The sequence below is a fragment of the Streptomyces sp. NPDC002734 genome (genome assembly GCF_040295685.1).
In the GTDB taxonomy this organism is placed as follows: domain Bacteria; phylum Actinomycetota; class Actinomycetes; order Streptomycetales; family Streptomycetaceae; genus Streptomyces.
Window position 1 is genome coordinate 19163 of the sequence record NZ_JBEOVU010000035.1, and the last position, 14622, is coordinate 33784.

Consider the following 14622-nt stretch of genomic DNA (forward strand, 5'->3'; position numbering starts at 1 on the left):
GTGCGTGACGATGACCGGGCCCGGCCTGACCATCACTGCCGGGGAGGCGTAGCTTTGTTCCCGCTGTCCATAACCTTGTGAAGCGGAAGAGGGCGGTTGCCGCCGTGTCGCCACAGTCCCCCAGTAACTCGAGTGTCTCGACCGACGCAGGTTCGGCGGGTAAGAACCCCGCGGCCGCGTTCGGTGCCAACGAGTGGCTCGTCGACGAGATCTATCAGCAGTACCTCCAGGACCCGAATTCGGTAGACCGCGCCTGGTGGGACTTCTTCGCCGACTACAAGCCGGGCTCCTCCGCCCAGCAGTCCGCCGCGCCGGCCCCGGCCGCCCCGGCCCAGCCCGCTGCTCCCGCCGCCCCGCGGCAGGCCGCGGCTCCGGCGCAGGCCGCCGCTCCCGCCGCCCCGCAGCAGGCAGCCGCTCCGGCCGCGCCCGCCAAGCCCGCCCCGGCGAAGCCCGCCGCCGCCCCGGCTCCGGCCGCGCCCGCGGCGAAGGCCCCCGCCAAGGCGAAGGCCGAGCCCGAGGCCGAGGCGAAGTCGGGACCCGAGTACGTCACGCTCCGTGGCCCCGGCGCCGCCGTCGCGAAGAACATGAACGCCTCCCTGGAGCTGCCGACCGCCACGTCGGTCCGCGCGGTCCCGGTGAAGCTGCTGTTCGACAACCGCATCGTCATCAACAACCACCTCAAGCGCGCCCGCGGCGGGAAGATCTCCTTCACGCACCTCATCGGGTACGCGATGGTGCAGGCCGTCAAGGCCATGCCGTCGATGAACTGGTCCTTCGCGGAGAAGGACGGCAAGCCGACGCTGGTCAAGCCCGAGCACGTCAACCTGGGCCTGGCCATCGACCTGGTCAAGCCCAACGGCGACCGCCAGCTCGTCGTCGCGGCCATCAAGAAGGCCGAGACGCTGAACTTCTTCGAGTTCTGGCAGGCCTACGAGGACATCGTCCGTCGCGCCCGCGACAACAAGCTGACGATGGACGACTTCACCGGCGTGACGGTCTCCCTCACCAACCCCGGCGGCATCGGCACCGTGCACTCCGTGCCGCGCCTGATGCCCGGCCAGTCGGTGATCATGGGCGTCGGCGCCATGGAGTACCCCGCGGAGTTCCAGGGCACCTCCCAGGACACCCTGAACAAGCTGGGCATCTCCAAGGTGATGACCCTCACCTCGACGTACGACCACCGCACCATCCAGGGCGCCGCCTCCGGCGAGTTCCTGCGGATCGTCTCGAACCTGCTGCTCGGCGAGAACGGCTTCTACGACGAGATCTTCGAGGCGCTGCGGATCCCCTACGAGCCGGTCCGCTGGCTCAAGGACATCGACGCCTCGCACGACGACGACGTCACCAAGGCCGCCCGCGTCTTCGAGCTGATCCACTCCTACCGGGTCCGCGGCCACGTCATGGCCGACACCGACCCGCTGGAGTACCAGCAGCGCAAGCACCCCGACCTGGACATCACCGAGCACGGTCTCACCCTGTGGGACCTGGAGCGCGAGTTCGCCGTCGGCGGCTTCGCCGGCAAGTCGATGATGAAGCTGCGCGACATCCTCGGCGTGCTCCGCGACTCGTACTGCCGCACCACCGGCGTCGAGTACATGCACATCCAGGACCCGAAGCAGCGCAAGTGGCTCCAGGACCGCATCGAGCGCCCGCACTCCAAGCCGGAGCGCGAGGAGCAGCTGCGGATCCTGCGCCGCCTGAACGCCGCCGAGGCCTTCGAGACGTTCCTGCAGACGAAGTACGTCGGCCAGAAGCGCTTCTCGCTGGAGGGCGGCGAGTCCGTCATCCCGCTGCTCGACGCGGTGATCGACTCGGCCGCCGAGTCCCGCCTGGACGAGGTCGTCATCGGCATGGCCCACCGCGGCCGCCTGAACGTCCTCGCCAACATCGTCGGCAAGTCCTACGCGCAGATCTTCCGCGAGTTCGAGGGCAACCTCGACCCGAAGTCGATGCACGGCTCCGGCGACGTGAAGTACCACCTGGGCGCCGAGGGCACCTTCACCGGCCTGGACGGCGAGCAGATCGCCGTCTCGCTGGTGGCCAACCCCTCGCACCTGGAGGCGGTGGACCCGGTCCTGGAGGGCGTCTCGCGCGCCAAGCAGGACATCATCAACAAGGGCGGCACGGACTTCACCGTCCTGCCGATCGCCATACACGGTGACGCGGCCTTCGCGGGCCAGGGCGTGGTGGCCGAGACCCTGAACATGTCGCAGCTGCGCGGCTACCGCACCGGCGGCACGGTCCACATCGTCATCAACAACCAGGTCGGCTTCACCGCGGCCCCCGAGTCCTCGCGTTCCTCGATGTACGCGACGGACGTGGCCCGCATGATCGAGGCCCCGATCTTCCACGTCAACGGCGACGACCCCGAGGCCGTCGTCCGCGTCGGCCGGCTCGCCTTCGAGTTCCGCCAGGCGTTCAACAAGGACGTGGTCATCGACCTCATCTGCTACCGCCGCCGCGGTCACAACGAGTCGGACAACCCGGCCTTCACCCAGCCGCTGATGTACGACCTGATCGACAAGAAGCGCTCGGTGCGCAAGCTCTACACCGAGTCCCTCATCGGTCGCGGCGACATCACCCTGGAAGAGGCCGAGCAGGCGCTCCAGGACTACCAGGGCCAGCTGGAGAAGGTCTTCACGGAGGTCCGCGAGGCCACCGCGCAGCCCGTTCCCTCCGAGGCCTACGACCCGCAGGCCGGCTTCCCCGTCCCGGTGACCACCGCGATCTCCAGCGAGGTCGTCAAGCGGATCGCCGAGTCGCAGGTCAACATCCCCGACCACATCACCGTGCACCCGCGCCTGCTGCCGCAGCTGCAGCGCCGTGCGGCGATGGTCGAGGACGGCACCATCGACTGGGGCATGGGCGAGACCCTCGCGGTCGGCTCGCTGCTCCTCGAGGGCGTCCCGGTCCGCCTGGCGGGCCAGGACTCGCAGCGCGGCACCTTCGGTCAGCGTCACGCGGTGCTCATCGACCGCGCGACCGGCGAGGAGTTCACGCCGCTGCTGTACCTGGCGGACGAGCAGGCCCGCCTGAACGTCTACAACTCCCTGCTGTCGGAGTACGCGGCGATGGGCTTCGAGTACGGCTACTCGCTGGCCCGCCCCGAGGCTCTGGTCATGTGGGAGGCGCAGTTCGGCGACTTCGTCAACGGCGCGCAGACGGTGGTGGACGAGTTCATCTCCTCCGCCGAGCAGAAGTGGGGCCAGACCTCCGGCGTCACGCTGCTCCTGCCGCACGGCTACGAGGGCCAGGGCCCGGACCACTCGTCCGCCCGCCCGGAGCGCTTCCTGCAGCTGTGCGCGCAGAACAACATGACGGTCGCCATGCCGACCTCGCCGGCGAACTACTTCCACCTCCTGCGGTGGCAGGTGCACAACCCGCACCACAAGCCGCTGGTGGTCTTCACCCCGAAGTCGATGCTGCGCCTGAAGGCCGCCGCGTCGAAGGCGGAGGAGTTCACCACGGGCGGGTTCCGCCCGGTCATCGGCGACGAGTCGGTGGACCCGGCCGCGGTCCGCAAGGTCGTCTTCTGCGCCGGCAAGGTCTACTACGACCTCGACGCGGAGCGGAAGAAGCGTGGTGACACCGAGACGGCGATCATCCGCCTGGAGCGGCTGTACCCGCTCGCCGGCGAGGAGATCCAGGCCGAGATCGCCAAGTTCCCCAACGCCGAGAAGTACCTCTGGGTGCAGGAGGAGCCGGCGAACCAGGGCGCCTGGCCGTTCATCGCGCTGAACCTGATCGACCACCTCGACCTGAAGGTCGGCGCGGACGTCCCCGCCGCCGAGCGCCTGCGCCGCATCTCGCGTCCGCACGGCTCCTCGCCGGCGGTCGGCTCCGCGAAGCGGCACCAGGCCGAGCAGGAGCAGCTGCTCAACCAGGTCTTCGAGGCGTAAGCCCTCCCAGCCCTCCAGGTAAGGCCCGGCCCGGGGTTCCCGGTCCGGGCCTTACCCTTTCTTCCGTAGCCGTCCAATGCGCAGGAGACACCACCCCATGTACTTCACCGACCGCGGCATCGAGGAGCTGGAGAAGCGACGCGGCGAGGAGGAGGTCACCTTCGAGTGGCTCGCCGAGCAGCTCCGCACGTTCGTGGACCTCAACCCGGACTTCGAGGTCCCGGTCGAACGCCTCGCCACCTGGCTCGCCCGCCTCGACGACGAGGACGACGAGTAGCCCCCTCCCGCCCGACCGCGCGGCGCGTCCCTTTCCCCGTCCGCCCCTCCCTCTGTGGGCGGGCGAGGCCGATGTCCAGGGTGCCGACCGCGCGTGACCCGCTCCCGGCACCTGCGGGTAAGGCCGCTGCCGGGAGCAGACCGCACGTCTGCTCCCACCCCCTGCGGGCAATCGTGCCGCTGGGGCGGCACGGGTGGGCGCAGGGGCCCACGTCCTCGCGAGACGGCTCGCTCCACGGAACCTCAGTCCCTCCTGGGGAGGGGGCGGGTCGGGGGATCAAACGGTGCTGCCCCCGGGGCTCAGCCCGATTCGCGCTGCGGCAAGCTCACGTGCGTACGGAACCGTCAGCTTGCGCAAGGCGAGTGGAACCGCTCGCCCTGGAGGCTCGGGCCCGCGCCCGCCCGTGCCGCCCGTGTCGCCCCCGGGCGGCCCAGCCGCCCGCAGGGGCGGGAGGCAAGCTGTGGACGCCGACGCGACGCAGGCTGCACAGCGGGAGCCGGGCTGCGCTGCGGGAGCCAGGACGGCCGGTGCAGGCCACAAGGGGACGGCAAGGCGCGGCCCCGCACGGCGGACGCCCCTCCACACCCGGTGAAGGCCGACGTCACGCCCGAGCCCGGTGCAGCACCCCGTACGCCACCCCCACCACCCCCTGCGCGACAAGCACCGCCCCGGCGCCCACCACCCCCGCCCTCCCTCTCCGCACCCCGGTCACCACCATCGGCACACCCACCGCCACCTGACCCACCGCGAGCCCTCTCGCCCGCCACCCCCCATTCCACGGCATCCACGCCCCCAGCCGGCCGCCGCCCGCGACGTCGAGCTCCCCGAGGACCGCCTCCCGCCAGCCCGGCCATTCCAGCCGCCGGGTCCCCGCCCGCCCGCGCAGGGCCTCGCACAACGCCCCGGCGGGGCTTCCCGGCTCCACCCCCGCCGGCAACGCGACCCCCGCCCGCGTCAGCACCGCGAGCAGCCCCCGCAGCCGCGCCCCCGCGTCGGCCTCGGGGTCCGCCGTCCTCAGGCCCTCCAGCAGCTCCGCGTCCAGCACCGGGTCCAGCCCGAGCCGCCCCACCAGTGCCAGCACCAACGCCTCGCCCTCCCCGGCCCAGGCCCCGCCACCGTCCGCGTCGGCCCCGCTCCCGGCCCCGCCGTCGCCCGCGCCGCCGCCACCCACCCCAGCCCCTGCGTCCCCGCCGACCCACCACCCGCCCGTCGCCGCCCCCGCCCCCACCACCGTCCCGTCCTCCCGCCATACCAGTCCCACCGCCCGGCGGAACCCGGAGGCCAGCACGAACCCGCTGCCCTCCGCGTCCCACCACATCCCCAGCACCGGCCAGGTCGCCGCCACGGCGAGCGCCGACGACGTCCAGCCGCCGACGACCCGTCCCGCGGACACCCCGTCCTCCGCCCCCGTCCACGGCGTCCGCTCCGGCACCAGCACGCTCCATCCCGTGCCGGCCCCGCCGAGCAGCAACCGCTCCCGCAGCAACCGCGCCACGGGAGCCACCACCCGCGGCGCGGCCCGGCAGAGCAGCAACGCCCCCGCCCCACCGGTCCACCCCGTCCCACCAGCCCCGTCGGCCCCGCCGGTCCCACTCGCCCCATCCGCACACTCACTCACCATGATCGCCACGCTAGACCGGCCCAGCCGATTCCTCCCCCTTTGTTCACCCACTCCAACCTCACTCGAAAGAGCACCTTGACTTCCCCTCACCGCGATATATCGTGTTTGACAGAAGACGCGATACACCGCGTCCTGTCGAGGAGGTCCGCATGCCCGAGTGGTCCGTGACCGAGCCGCTCAAGCTCGCGTTCGACGAGCCCGTCACGTCCTTGCACATCCGCCTGGTCAACGGCGCCGTGAACGTGGTCGGCACGGAGGAGCCCGGCGCCCGCCTGGAGGTGTCGGAGGTCGAGGGGGAGCCCCTGGACATCTCCTTCGAGGACGGCACGCTGACGGTGTCCTACCGCGACCTCGTCCGGAAGGACTTCCACCGGCTGTTCAACCGCAGCTCCTGGCGCCGCCGCGCCGTGGTGTCCCTGGCGGTCCCGGCCGGTACGGCCGTGCGGATCGGCACGGTCGGCGCCTCCACCGTGGTGTCGGGCATCAAGGCCCGCACCGAGGTCCAGGGCGTCAACGGCGCCACCACCCTCGTGGGCCTGGCCGGCCCGGTCACCGCGGCCACGGTCAACGGCGCCGTCGAGGCGCAGGCCCTCACGGGAGACCTGCACTTCAGCTCCGTCGGCGGCGACCTCACCGTCGTCGAGGGCTCCAGCCCTTCCGTCCGGGCCGAGTCCGTCACCGGCTCGGTGATGATCGACCTGGGGCGCACCGGCCCCGCCGACCTCAAGCTGTCGAACGTCTCGGGCGAGATCGCCGTCCGCCTCCCGGAGCCCACCGACGCGGAGGTGCACGCGGACACCGCCGCCGGTTCCATCTCCAACGCCTTCGAGGACCTGAGAGTGGGCGGCAGGCCCGGCACGCGCCGGGTGACCGGCCGTCTCGGCGCGGGCAAGGGCCGCATCCGGGCGACCACCGTCTCCGGTTCGATCGCCCTGCTCCGGCGGCCCGCCGCACAGGACCCCGAGGCTCCCGACAACAGCTCGAGTGACGCCCCTACCGGGAAGGTGCTCTGACATGCCCCCCGTCTTCGCCCACGGCCGTCTGCGCCTCTACCTCCTCAAGCTCCTCGACGAGGCGCCCCGGCACGGTTACGAGGTGATCCGCCTCCTCGAGGAGCGGTTCCAGGGCCTCTACGCCCCCTCGGCCGGGACGGTCTACCCGCGCCTGGCCAAGCTGGAGGCCGAGGGTCTGGTCACGCACACCACGGAGGGCGGGCGCAAGGTCTACTCGATCACCGACGCGGGCCGCCAGGAGCTCGCCGACCGCAGCGCCGAGCTGGCGGACCTGGAGGTGGAGATCCTCGAGTCGGTCGCCGAGCTCGCCGCCGAGATCCGTACCGACGTGAGCAACGCGGCCGGCGACCTGCGCCGGGAGATGCGCGCCGCCGCGGGCCGCACGAACCAGGGCACGGGCCCGCGGGCAGCGCGGGGCGGCGGCCCGAAGGGCGGCCCGTTCGGCCCGTTCACCGAGGGCGGCGGCTTCGGCGACAAGGACGCCTGGCAGGCCGCCAAGGAGGAGATGCGCCGGGCCCGCCACGAGTGGAAGGAGCAGGCCCGCCGGGCGAAGGACGAGAGCCGTCGCGCCCGCGAGGAGGCCGACCGGGCCCGCCGGCAGGCCCGGGAGGCCCAGCAGGAGGTGGAGCGGATCGCCCGCAAGGTCCAGGAGCAGGTGCAGGACCACTTCGCCCGCGGCGACTGGCCCACCGGTCTGCGCGAGGGTCTGTCCGAGCTCACCAAGGAGTTCGGCCAGTTCGGTCCGTTCGGCAAGAACGGCCCCTTCGGCAGGCCCGCCCCCGTGGAGGAGGACGCGACGCCCGCCGCCGCGGACTCCACCACGAAGCCCGCTCCCGCCCCCGTACCCGACGTCCCGGGGCCCGTCTTCGCTCCGGTGGCCGACGGGCTGGAGGTCGGCTACGAACCGCAGTGGGCCCACGAGAGCGGCACGGGTGACCCCTCCCGTGACCTGGAGCGCCTGCTGGACCGCTTCCGGGACGATGTCCGTGACGCCGCCCGCGACCACGGGGTCACCTCGGAGCAGGTCTCCGAGGCCCGCACGCACCTGGCCACGGCGGCCGCCCGCATCGCCGCGATACTCCACGCCCCGCGGTCCTGACCGACCCCGCCCCCTGACCGACCCGGCCTCCTGACCGGGCGGGTGCCGCCCGTCGGCGCCTCCCGCCCGGTCGGAGCCGGGGCGTGGCCCTGGCCGGGGCGTGGCCCTGTCAGCTCGCGGCGGCCTCTCCCCCGCCCCAGAGCACCCGTTCCAGCGCCTCCGGGGTCACTCCGTGCTCGGCGAGGACGCCTGAGGCGATGCCGGGGCCGCCGGCGAGGGCGAGCAGCAGGTGCTCGTCGCCGATGTGCCGCTCGCGGTGGGCGAGGGCTCCGCGCAGGGATTGTTCGAGGACGCTCTTCGCTCCCCGGGTGAACGGCCGGTGCCCGCGCAGCTTGCGGCGGCCTCCGAGCCCCTTCCTGCTTTCGAGCGCTCCCGCGCCGTGGGTGGCCTCCACCCGCGAGACGATCTCGTCCAGGTCGATGCCCAGACCCGACAGCGCCTCGACGTCGGGGCCGGTGAGCCCGCCGCGGCGCCGCGCCGCGGCGAGCGACGCGGCGACCGCCTCCCGCCGCTCGGCCAGCCCCAGGGCCGCGAGGCCGAAGGAGCCCCGGCTGCCGTTGCGGTCCAGCAGGGCGAGCAGCAGGTGCCCCTCGTCCACCCGCTCGTCGCCGGCCCGCTCCGCGTGCTCGACGGCACCGGTGACCACGTCCCGGGCGTCCTTGGTGAACCGTTCGAACATCACTGCCTCCCGTACTTCTTGTGCACGGCCTGCCTGCTCACACCGAGCTCGGCGGCGATCTCCTGCCACGACCAGCCCTGGTTGCGCGCGTTGCGCACCTGGACGGCCTCCAGTTGCTCCAGCAGCTTCCGCAGTGCGGTGACCGCACGCAGTCCCACGCGGGGATCGCGGTCCCCGGCCCGCTCGGCGAGGTCCGTTGCTTCCGTCATGATGTCAACCATGGTTGACACACCGACCCTTTGTCAACCCTGATTGACAAGCGCGCACCCACACCCGCACCGGCACCGGCACGGCAAAAACCTCCGCCGCCCGGTCCTGGACCGGGCGGCGGAGGTTGAGGTGAGCGTGGGGCCGGGGTCAGCCCGCGGTGAGCACGATCTTGCCGAACAGCTCCCCGGACGCCATCCGCTCGAAGCCCTCGCGGGCGCGGTCCAGCGGCAGCACCTCGTCGATGACGGGCCGCACGCCGGTGGCGGCGCAGAAGGAGAGCAGGTCCTCCAGCTCGTCCTTGGTGCCCATGGTGGAGCCGACCACCTTGAGCTCCAGGAAGAAGATCCGGGTCAGCTCGGCCTTGGAGGGCGCGTCACCGCTGGTGGCGCCGGAGATGACGAGCGTGCCACCGGGCCGCAGCGACTTGACCGAGTGGGACCAGGTCGCGGCGCCGACGGTCTCGATGACGGCGTCGACCCGCTGCGGCAGCCGGGCCCCGCTCTCGACCGCCTCGACGGCCCCGAGCTCCAGGGCGCGCTTGCGCTTGGCCTCGTCGCGGCTGGTGGCGAAGACCTTGAGCCCGGCGGCCTTGCCGAGCACGATCGCGGCGGTCGCGACGCCGCCGCCGGCGCCCTGGACCAGCACCGAGTCGCCCGGGCGGACGCCGGCGTTGGTGAAGAGCATCCGGTAGGCGGTCAGCCAGGCGGTGGGCAGGCAGGCGGCCTCCTCGAAGGAGAGCTCCTTGGGCTTGGGCAGTACGTTCCAGGTGGGCACGGAGACCTGCTCGGCGAAGGTGCCCTGGTACCGCTCGGTGAGGATGGAGCGCGGCTCCCGCGGGCCGACGCCGTGGCCGGTCTGCCCGATGACGGAGTGCAGGACGACCTCGTTGCCGTCCTCGTCGACGCCCGCGGCGTCGCAGCCGAGGATCATCGGCAGCTTGTCCTCGGCGAGGCCGACGCCCTTGAGGGACCACAGGTCGTGGTGGTTGAGCGAGGCGGCCTTCACGTTGACGGTGGTCCAGCCGGGGCGCGCCTCGGGCGCGGGGCGCTCCCCCAACTCGAGTCCGTTCAGCGGCTGGTCCCGGTCGATACGTGCGGCGTAGGCAGCGAACATGACCTCGACCCTAGGTCGCCCACGGGCCTCGGGGAACCATCCGGCACTGTGACGTGGCCGTCACGCCCCGCGTGAGGCTCCCCACCGCCCCTGGCCGCGCGCCACCGCCCCCGACCGCGCGCCGCGGCCCCCGGCGCCGCGAGGGGGCGCCGGGGGCCGCGGGGGTACGCGCACGGGGTGCCGTCCGGTCAGGCCCGGGCGACGCCCTCGGCCCGCGCGGCCGCCGCCACGGCCGCGGTGACGGCGGGGGCGACCCTCTCGTCGAAGGGCGAGGGGATCACGTAGTCCGCCGCCAGGTCGTCGCCGACCACCGCGGCCAGCGCCTCCGCGGCGGCCAGCTTCATGCCCTCGGTGATCCGGGAGGCCCGCACCTGGAGGGCGCCCGCGAAGATGCCGGGGAAGGCCAGCACGTTGTTGATCTGGTTGGGGAAGTCGGACCGTCCGGTCGCCACCACGGCCGCGTACTTGTGCGCGATCTCGGGGTGGACCTCCGGGTTCGGGTTGGCCATCGCGAAGACGAAGGCGTTGTCCGCCATGGAGGCCACGGCCGGCTCGGGCACGGTGCCGCCGGAGACGCCGATGAAGACGTCGGCGCCCGCCAGCGCCTCCTCCAGGGAGCCGCTGATCCCGGACTTGTTGGTCATCGCGGCGATCTCGGCCTTGACCGGGGTGAGGTCGGTCCGGTCGCTGGAGACGACCCCCTTGCGGTCGGCGACCGCCACGTCCCCGATGCCCGCCTCGAGCAGCATCTTCGCGATGGCGATGCCCGCGGCGCCCGCGCCGGAGATCACCGCGCGCAGCTGGCCGAGGGTCCGGCCGGTCAGTCGCGCCGCGTTGCGCATCGCGGCCAGGGTGACGATGGCGGTGCCGTGCTGGTCGTCGTGGAAGACGGGGATGTCGAGGCGCTCGCGGAGCCGGTCCTCGATCTCGAAGCAGCGGGGCGCCGAGATGTCCTCCAGGTTGATGCCGCCGAAGGACGGGGCGAGCCGGACGACGGTCTCGACGATCTCGTCGACGCCGGTGCAGGCGAGGGCGATCGGCACCGCGTCGACGCCGCCGAACTGCTTGAACAGGATGGCCTTGCCCTCCATCACGGGGAGGGAGGCCTCGGGCCCGATGTCGCCGAGACCCAGGACGGCGGTGCCGTCGGTGACCACCGCGACCACCGAGGACTTCCAGGTGTAGTCGTTGACCAGCTCGGGCTGCTCGGCGATGGCGCTGCACACCCGGGCGACGCCCGGCGTGTAGGCGAGGGACAGGTCGTCCTTGTCCCGGACCGGCACGGTGGCCTGCACGGCCATCTTGCCGCCCCGGTGCAGGGCGAACGCCGGGTCGATGGAGTCGAGGCCGTCCTGGCCCTCGATGGTGTGGTCACTGCGAGGATTGACGATCTCCGCTGACACGTGTCGTACCCCTTAAGGCTTTTTGGTTGAGGGTGACCGCTCCTTGTGAGGAGCGGGCGGGCACCGCGCACGACCATGGAGGGATGCCATGACCGGCCGCGCGCGACGGGCGCGCCGCACACGCGCCCCAGCCCCCGATGTGGGGTGTAAAGAACTTTCTTACCCGACGACGATCCCGGGGACGAGTCCATACCGGGAACCTCACACGTCAGTGACATGACTCATGCCCGGAAAGATGGACAAGTCGCCCCACTCCACCCACGGCCGCCCGAGCCGCCTTCCAGGTCCGTCCGCATCCCGAGACGGACGGGAGATCTTTCGGTCCGTTCCGGATATGACCGGAGAAGTGCCGCCCATCTCCTGCCTGTTCTTGGCCTTTCGGGCGTGTCCGTTATGCGATTTTGACCTGGGAGTTCACCTGAACGGGTGAGTCCGAATGGCAGGATGCGGTCATTACCCCGCGCGACACCCAAAGCCGTGTGTTCGCGGCGGTGGCTCGCACTCCATCCACCCGCCGGAGGATCCCACCATGACCGCACGCCCCACCCGTCGTCCGTCCGTCGCGCTGCGCCCCACTGCGATCGGCGCGATCGCGGTCGCCGGCGCGCTGCTGCTCACCGGTTGCGGTGACCAGACCAACGAGGCCGAGGCCAAGCAGTCCAAGGACTCCGGCTCCTCCGCGGCCGCCGCCCCGCTGGCCAACCTGCTCCCCGAGGACGTCAAGGCGAAGGGCGTCGTCAAGGTCGGCTCGGACATCGCCTACGCCCCGGTCGAGTTCAAGGACGACTCCGGCAAGACCGCGGGCATCGACCCCGACCTCGCCGACGCCCTCGGCAAGCAGCTGGGCGTGAAGTTCGAGTTCGAGAACGGCACCTTCGACACCCTCCTCACCGGTCTGCGCTCCGGCCGCTACGACATCGCGATGTCGGCGATGACGGACACCAAGGACCGCCAGGAGGGCGTGGACTCCGACACCGGCAAGAAGGTCGGCGAGGGCGTCGACTTCGTCGACTACTTCACCGCCGGTGTCTCGATCTACACCAAGAAGGGCGACGACAAGGGCATCAAGACCTGGGCCGACCTGTGCGGCAAGAAGCTGGTCGTCCAGCGCGGCACAGTCTCCGAGGACCTCGCGAAGTCCGAGTCGAAGAAGTGCGGCAAGGGCAAGAAGATCACCCTCGAGGCCTTCGACAACGACCAGCAGGCCCAGACCCGTCTGCGCGCCGGTGGCGCCGACGCCGGTTCCTCCGACTTCCCGGTCGCCGCGTACGCGGTGAAGACCTCGGGCGGCGGCAACGACTTCCAGCTGGTCGGCGAGCAGGTCGAGGCGGCCCCGTACGGCATCGCCGTCGCCAAGGACGACGCCAAGCTCCGCGACGCCCTCAAGGCGGCCCTGGACGCGGTCATCAAGAGCGGCGAGTACCAGAAGATCCTGGACAAGTGGGGCGCCTCCGAGGGTGCTGTCACGGAAGCCGTGATCAACGGCGGCAAGTGACCGCTCCAGCGGCCGTAGGCCACGCGAAAGGCAAGTCCCGTGACTGAAGACATCGACAAGACGGCAGGTCCGGCCCCCGCGGCCGGGCCGGAGGCCGTCAGGGCCATCCCGGTCCGGCACTACGGGCGGTACGTCTCCGCCCTGGTGGCGATCGGGCTCCTCGGCTCGATCGTGTGGGCGTTCTCCCAGGGCAGGATCAACTGGGGGGCGATCCCGGACTACTTCTTCGACGACCGCGTGCTCGAGGGCGTCGGCAAGACGCTCCTGCTGACCGTGCTGTCCATGCTGATCGGCATCGTCGGCGGCGTGCTGCTCGCCGTGATGCGGCTGTCGAAGAACCCGGTGACCCGGGCCGTCTCCTGGTTCTACATCTGGTTCTTCCGGGGGACCCCGGTCCTGGTGCAGCTGGTGGTCTGGTTCAACCTCGGCCTGGTCTTCGAGTACATCGTGCTCGGTCCGCTGTACAAGGACGAGTGGTCGGACTTCATGACCCCGCTCCTGACGGTGCTGCTGGGTCTGGGCCTCAACGAGGCCGCCTACATGGCCGAGATCTGCCGTGCCGGTCTGATGTCGGTCGACGAGGGACAGACCGAGGCGGCGCACGCGCTCGGCATGAGCCACTCGAAGACCCTGCGCCGGATCGTGATCCCTCAGGCCATGCGGGTGATCGTGCCGCCCACCGGCAACGAGGTCATCAACATGCTGAAGACCACGTCGCTGGTCTCGGTGGTCCAGTACGCGGAGTTGTGGCGCATCACCCAGGACATCGGCCAGGTCTCGGGCGCGCCCGTGGAGATGTACTTCCTCGCGGCCGCCTGGTACCTGGTGATGACCTCGATCCTCAGCGTCGGCCAGTACTACATCGAGCGGCACTACGCGCAGGGTTCCAGCCGGCAGCTGCCGCCCACCCCGTGGCAGTCGTTCAGGAGCACGGTCCTGTCCGTGTCGAGCCGGAAGGGAGCGGCGGCATGACCGAGCTGAGCAAGACGGCGGGCACCACGGGATCCTCCGGCATCCCCATGGTGAAGGCCGACAACGTCCACAAGTCGTACGGCCACGTCGAGGTCCTCAAGGGCATCGACCTGGAGGTGAGGAAGGGCGAGGTGTTCTGCCTCATCGGCCCTTCCGGCTCCGGCAAGTCGACCTTCCTGCGGTGCATCAACCACCTCGAGAAGGTCAACGCCGGCCGGCTGTACGTCGACGGCGAGCTGGTCGGGTACCGGCAGAAGGGCGACAAGCTCTACGAGCTGAAGGACAGCGAGGTCGCCCTCCAGCGCCGGGACATCGGCATGGTCTTCCAGCGCTTCAACCTCTTCCCGCACATGACCGCGGCGGAGAACGTGATGGAGGCGCCGATCCAGGTCAAGGGCGTCAGCAAGGCGGCCGCCCGGGAACGGGCGCACCACCTGCTGGAGCGCGTGGGCCTGGGCGACAAGGCCGGGAACTACCCCGCGCAGCTCTCCGGCGGTCAGCAGCAGCGGGTGGCGATCGCCCGCGCGCTGGCCATGGACCCCAAGCTGATGCTCTTCGACGAGCCGACCTCGGCGCTCGACCCCGAGCTGGTCGGCGACGTCCTGGACGTCATGCGGGACCTGGCCGAGACCGGCATGACGATGGTGGTCGTCACCCACGAGATGGGCTTCGCCCGTGAGGTGGGCGACAACCTGGTCTTCATGGACGGCGGCGTGGTCGTGGAGTCCGGCGACCCGCGCGAGGTGCTGACCAACCCGCGGCACGAGCGGACGCAGTCCTTCCTGTCGAAGGTGCTGTGACGCCGCCCGGCCCAGGCGCCGGTACCGGTACCGGTTGAGCA

General features: G+C 71.5%; 12 protein-coding genes. 7 read left to right on the top strand and 5 right to left on the bottom strand.

Annotated features, from left to right (window positions below; translation table 11 throughout):
• The first annotated feature begins 104 nt into the window (after window positions 1-104).
• Window positions 105-3899, top strand: coding sequence for a multifunctional oxoglutarate decarboxylase/oxoglutarate dehydrogenase thiamine pyrophosphate-binding subunit/dihydrolipoyllysine-residue succinyltransferase subunit (locus ABT026_RS26195; RefSeq protein WP_351117605.1), 3795 nt, complete (start codon window positions 105-107; stop codon window positions 3897-3899).
• 97 nt (window positions 3900-3996) lie between these two features.
• Entirely contained in the window at window positions 3997-4176 is a 180-nt protein-coding gene (locus ABT026_RS26200; protein ID WP_003992906.1) for a DUF6104 family protein, read from the top strand.
• A gap of 601 nt (window positions 4177-4777) precedes the next feature.
• On the opposite strand, the gene ABT026_RS26205 is transcribed toward ABT026_RS26200, so the two are convergent.
• Window positions 4778-5671 carry a hypothetical protein gene (locus ABT026_RS26205; protein WP_351117606.1) on the bottom strand — a complete coding sequence of 298 codons (894 nt, stop codon included), beginning with the start codon at window positions 5669-5671 and terminating at the stop codon, window positions 4778-4780.
• A gap of 275 nt (window positions 5672-5946) precedes the next feature.
• On the opposite strand from ABT026_RS26205, the gene ABT026_RS26210 reads away from it, so the two are divergent.
• Both ABT026_RS26210 and ABT026_RS26215 read left to right on the top strand, forming a co-directional pair.
• Window positions 5947-6810 carry a DUF4097 family beta strand repeat-containing protein gene (locus tag ABT026_RS26210; RefSeq protein ID WP_351117607.1) on the top strand — a complete coding sequence of 288 codons (864 nt, stop codon included), beginning with the start codon at window positions 5947-5949 and terminating at the stop codon, window positions 6808-6810.
• Window position 6811: 1 nt separating this feature from the next.
• Window positions 6812-7909 carry a PadR family transcriptional regulator gene (locus tag ABT026_RS26215; protein ID WP_351117608.1) on the top strand — a complete coding sequence of 366 codons (1098 nt, stop codon included), beginning with the start codon at window positions 6812-6814 and terminating at the stop codon, window positions 7907-7909.
• Between the two features lie 109 nt (window positions 7910-8018).
• Here the strand turns inward: ABT026_RS26215 and ABT026_RS26220 are convergent, their stop codons facing one another.
• From ABT026_RS26220 to ABT026_RS26235, 4 genes are all read right to left on the bottom strand, one after another.
• On the bottom strand, window positions 8019-8588 hold the full coding sequence (locus tag ABT026_RS26220; protein ID WP_351117609.1) for a Clp protease N-terminal domain-containing protein: 570 nt from the start codon (window positions 8586-8588) through the stop codon (window positions 8019-8021).
• Complete coding sequence (locus ABT026_RS26225; protein WP_108954990.1) at window positions 8588-8797, bottom strand: HTH domain-containing protein; 210 nt, start codon at window positions 8795-8797, stop codon at window positions 8588-8590. The genes ABT026_RS26220 and ABT026_RS26225 overlap by 1 nt, the downstream gene beginning before the upstream one ends.
• A 148-nt stretch (window positions 8798-8945) precedes the next feature.
• Window positions 8946-9911: a zinc-binding dehydrogenase gene (locus tag ABT026_RS26230; RefSeq protein WP_351117610.1), complete on the bottom strand. Its 966-nt coding sequence runs from the start codon at window positions 9909-9911 to the stop codon at window positions 8946-8948.
• 188 nt (window positions 9912-10099) lie between these two features.
• On the bottom strand, window positions 10100-11314 hold the full coding sequence (locus tag ABT026_RS26235) for an NAD(P)-dependent malic enzyme (protein ID WP_351117611.1): 1215 nt from the start codon (window positions 11312-11314) through the stop codon (window positions 10100-10102).
• Between the two features lie 529 nt (window positions 11315-11843).
• On the opposite strand from ABT026_RS26235, the gene ABT026_RS26240 reads away from it, so the two are divergent.
• From ABT026_RS26240 to ABT026_RS26250, 3 genes are read left to right on the top strand one after another with little or no spacing between them, the layout of a single operon-like run.
• Window positions 11844-12809 (top strand): ABC transporter substrate-binding protein, encoded by a 966-nt coding sequence (locus ABT026_RS26240; protein WP_351117612.1) that lies wholly within the window; start codon window positions 11844-11846, stop codon window positions 12807-12809.
• A gap of 39 nt (window positions 12810-12848) precedes the next feature.
• Window positions 12849-13781 carry an amino acid ABC transporter permease gene (locus ABT026_RS26245; RefSeq protein ID WP_351117613.1) on the top strand — a complete coding sequence of 311 codons (933 nt, stop codon included), beginning with the start codon at window positions 12849-12851 and terminating at the stop codon, window positions 13779-13781.
• A 47-nt stretch (window positions 13782-13828) separates the two neighbouring features.
• Window positions 13829-14581, top strand: coding sequence for an amino acid ABC transporter ATP-binding protein (locus ABT026_RS26250; RefSeq protein WP_351117663.1), 753 nt, complete (start codon window positions 13829-13831; stop codon window positions 14579-14581).
• Window positions 14582-14622 lie beyond the last annotated feature (41 nt).

Excerpts from the sequence above, each read along its gene's own strand:
- ABT026_RS26200 (WP_003992906.1), top strand. The coding sequence starts at position 3,997 with ATGTACTTCACCGACCGCGGCATCGAGGAGCTGGAGAAGCGACGCGGC.
- ABT026_RS26210 (WP_351117607.1), top strand. The coding sequence starts at position 5,947 with ATGCCCGAGTGGTCCGTGACCGAGCCGCTCAAGCTCGCGTTCGACGAG.
- ABT026_RS26215 (WP_351117608.1), top strand. The coding sequence starts at position 6,812 with ATGCCCCCCGTCTTCGCCCACGGCCGTCTGCGCCTCTACCTCCTCAAG.
- ABT026_RS26220 (WP_351117609.1), bottom strand. The coding sequence starts at position 8,588 with ATGTTCGAACGGTTCACCAAGGACGCCCGGGACGTGGTCACCGGTGCC.
- ABT026_RS26225 (WP_108954990.1), bottom strand. The coding sequence starts at position 8,797 with ATGACGGAAGCAACGGACCTCGCCGAGCGGGCCGGGGACCGCGATCCC.
- ABT026_RS26230 (WP_351117610.1), bottom strand. The coding sequence starts at position 9,911 with ATGTTCGCTGCCTACGCCGCACGTATCGACCGGGACCAGCCGCTGAAC.
- ABT026_RS26240 (WP_351117612.1), top strand. The coding sequence starts at position 11,844 with ATGACCGCACGCCCCACCCGTCGTCCGTCCGTCGCGCTGCGCCCCACT.
- ABT026_RS26250 (WP_351117663.1), top strand. The coding sequence starts at position 13,829 with ATGGTGAAGGCCGACAACGTCCACAAGTCGTACGGCCACGTCGAGGTC.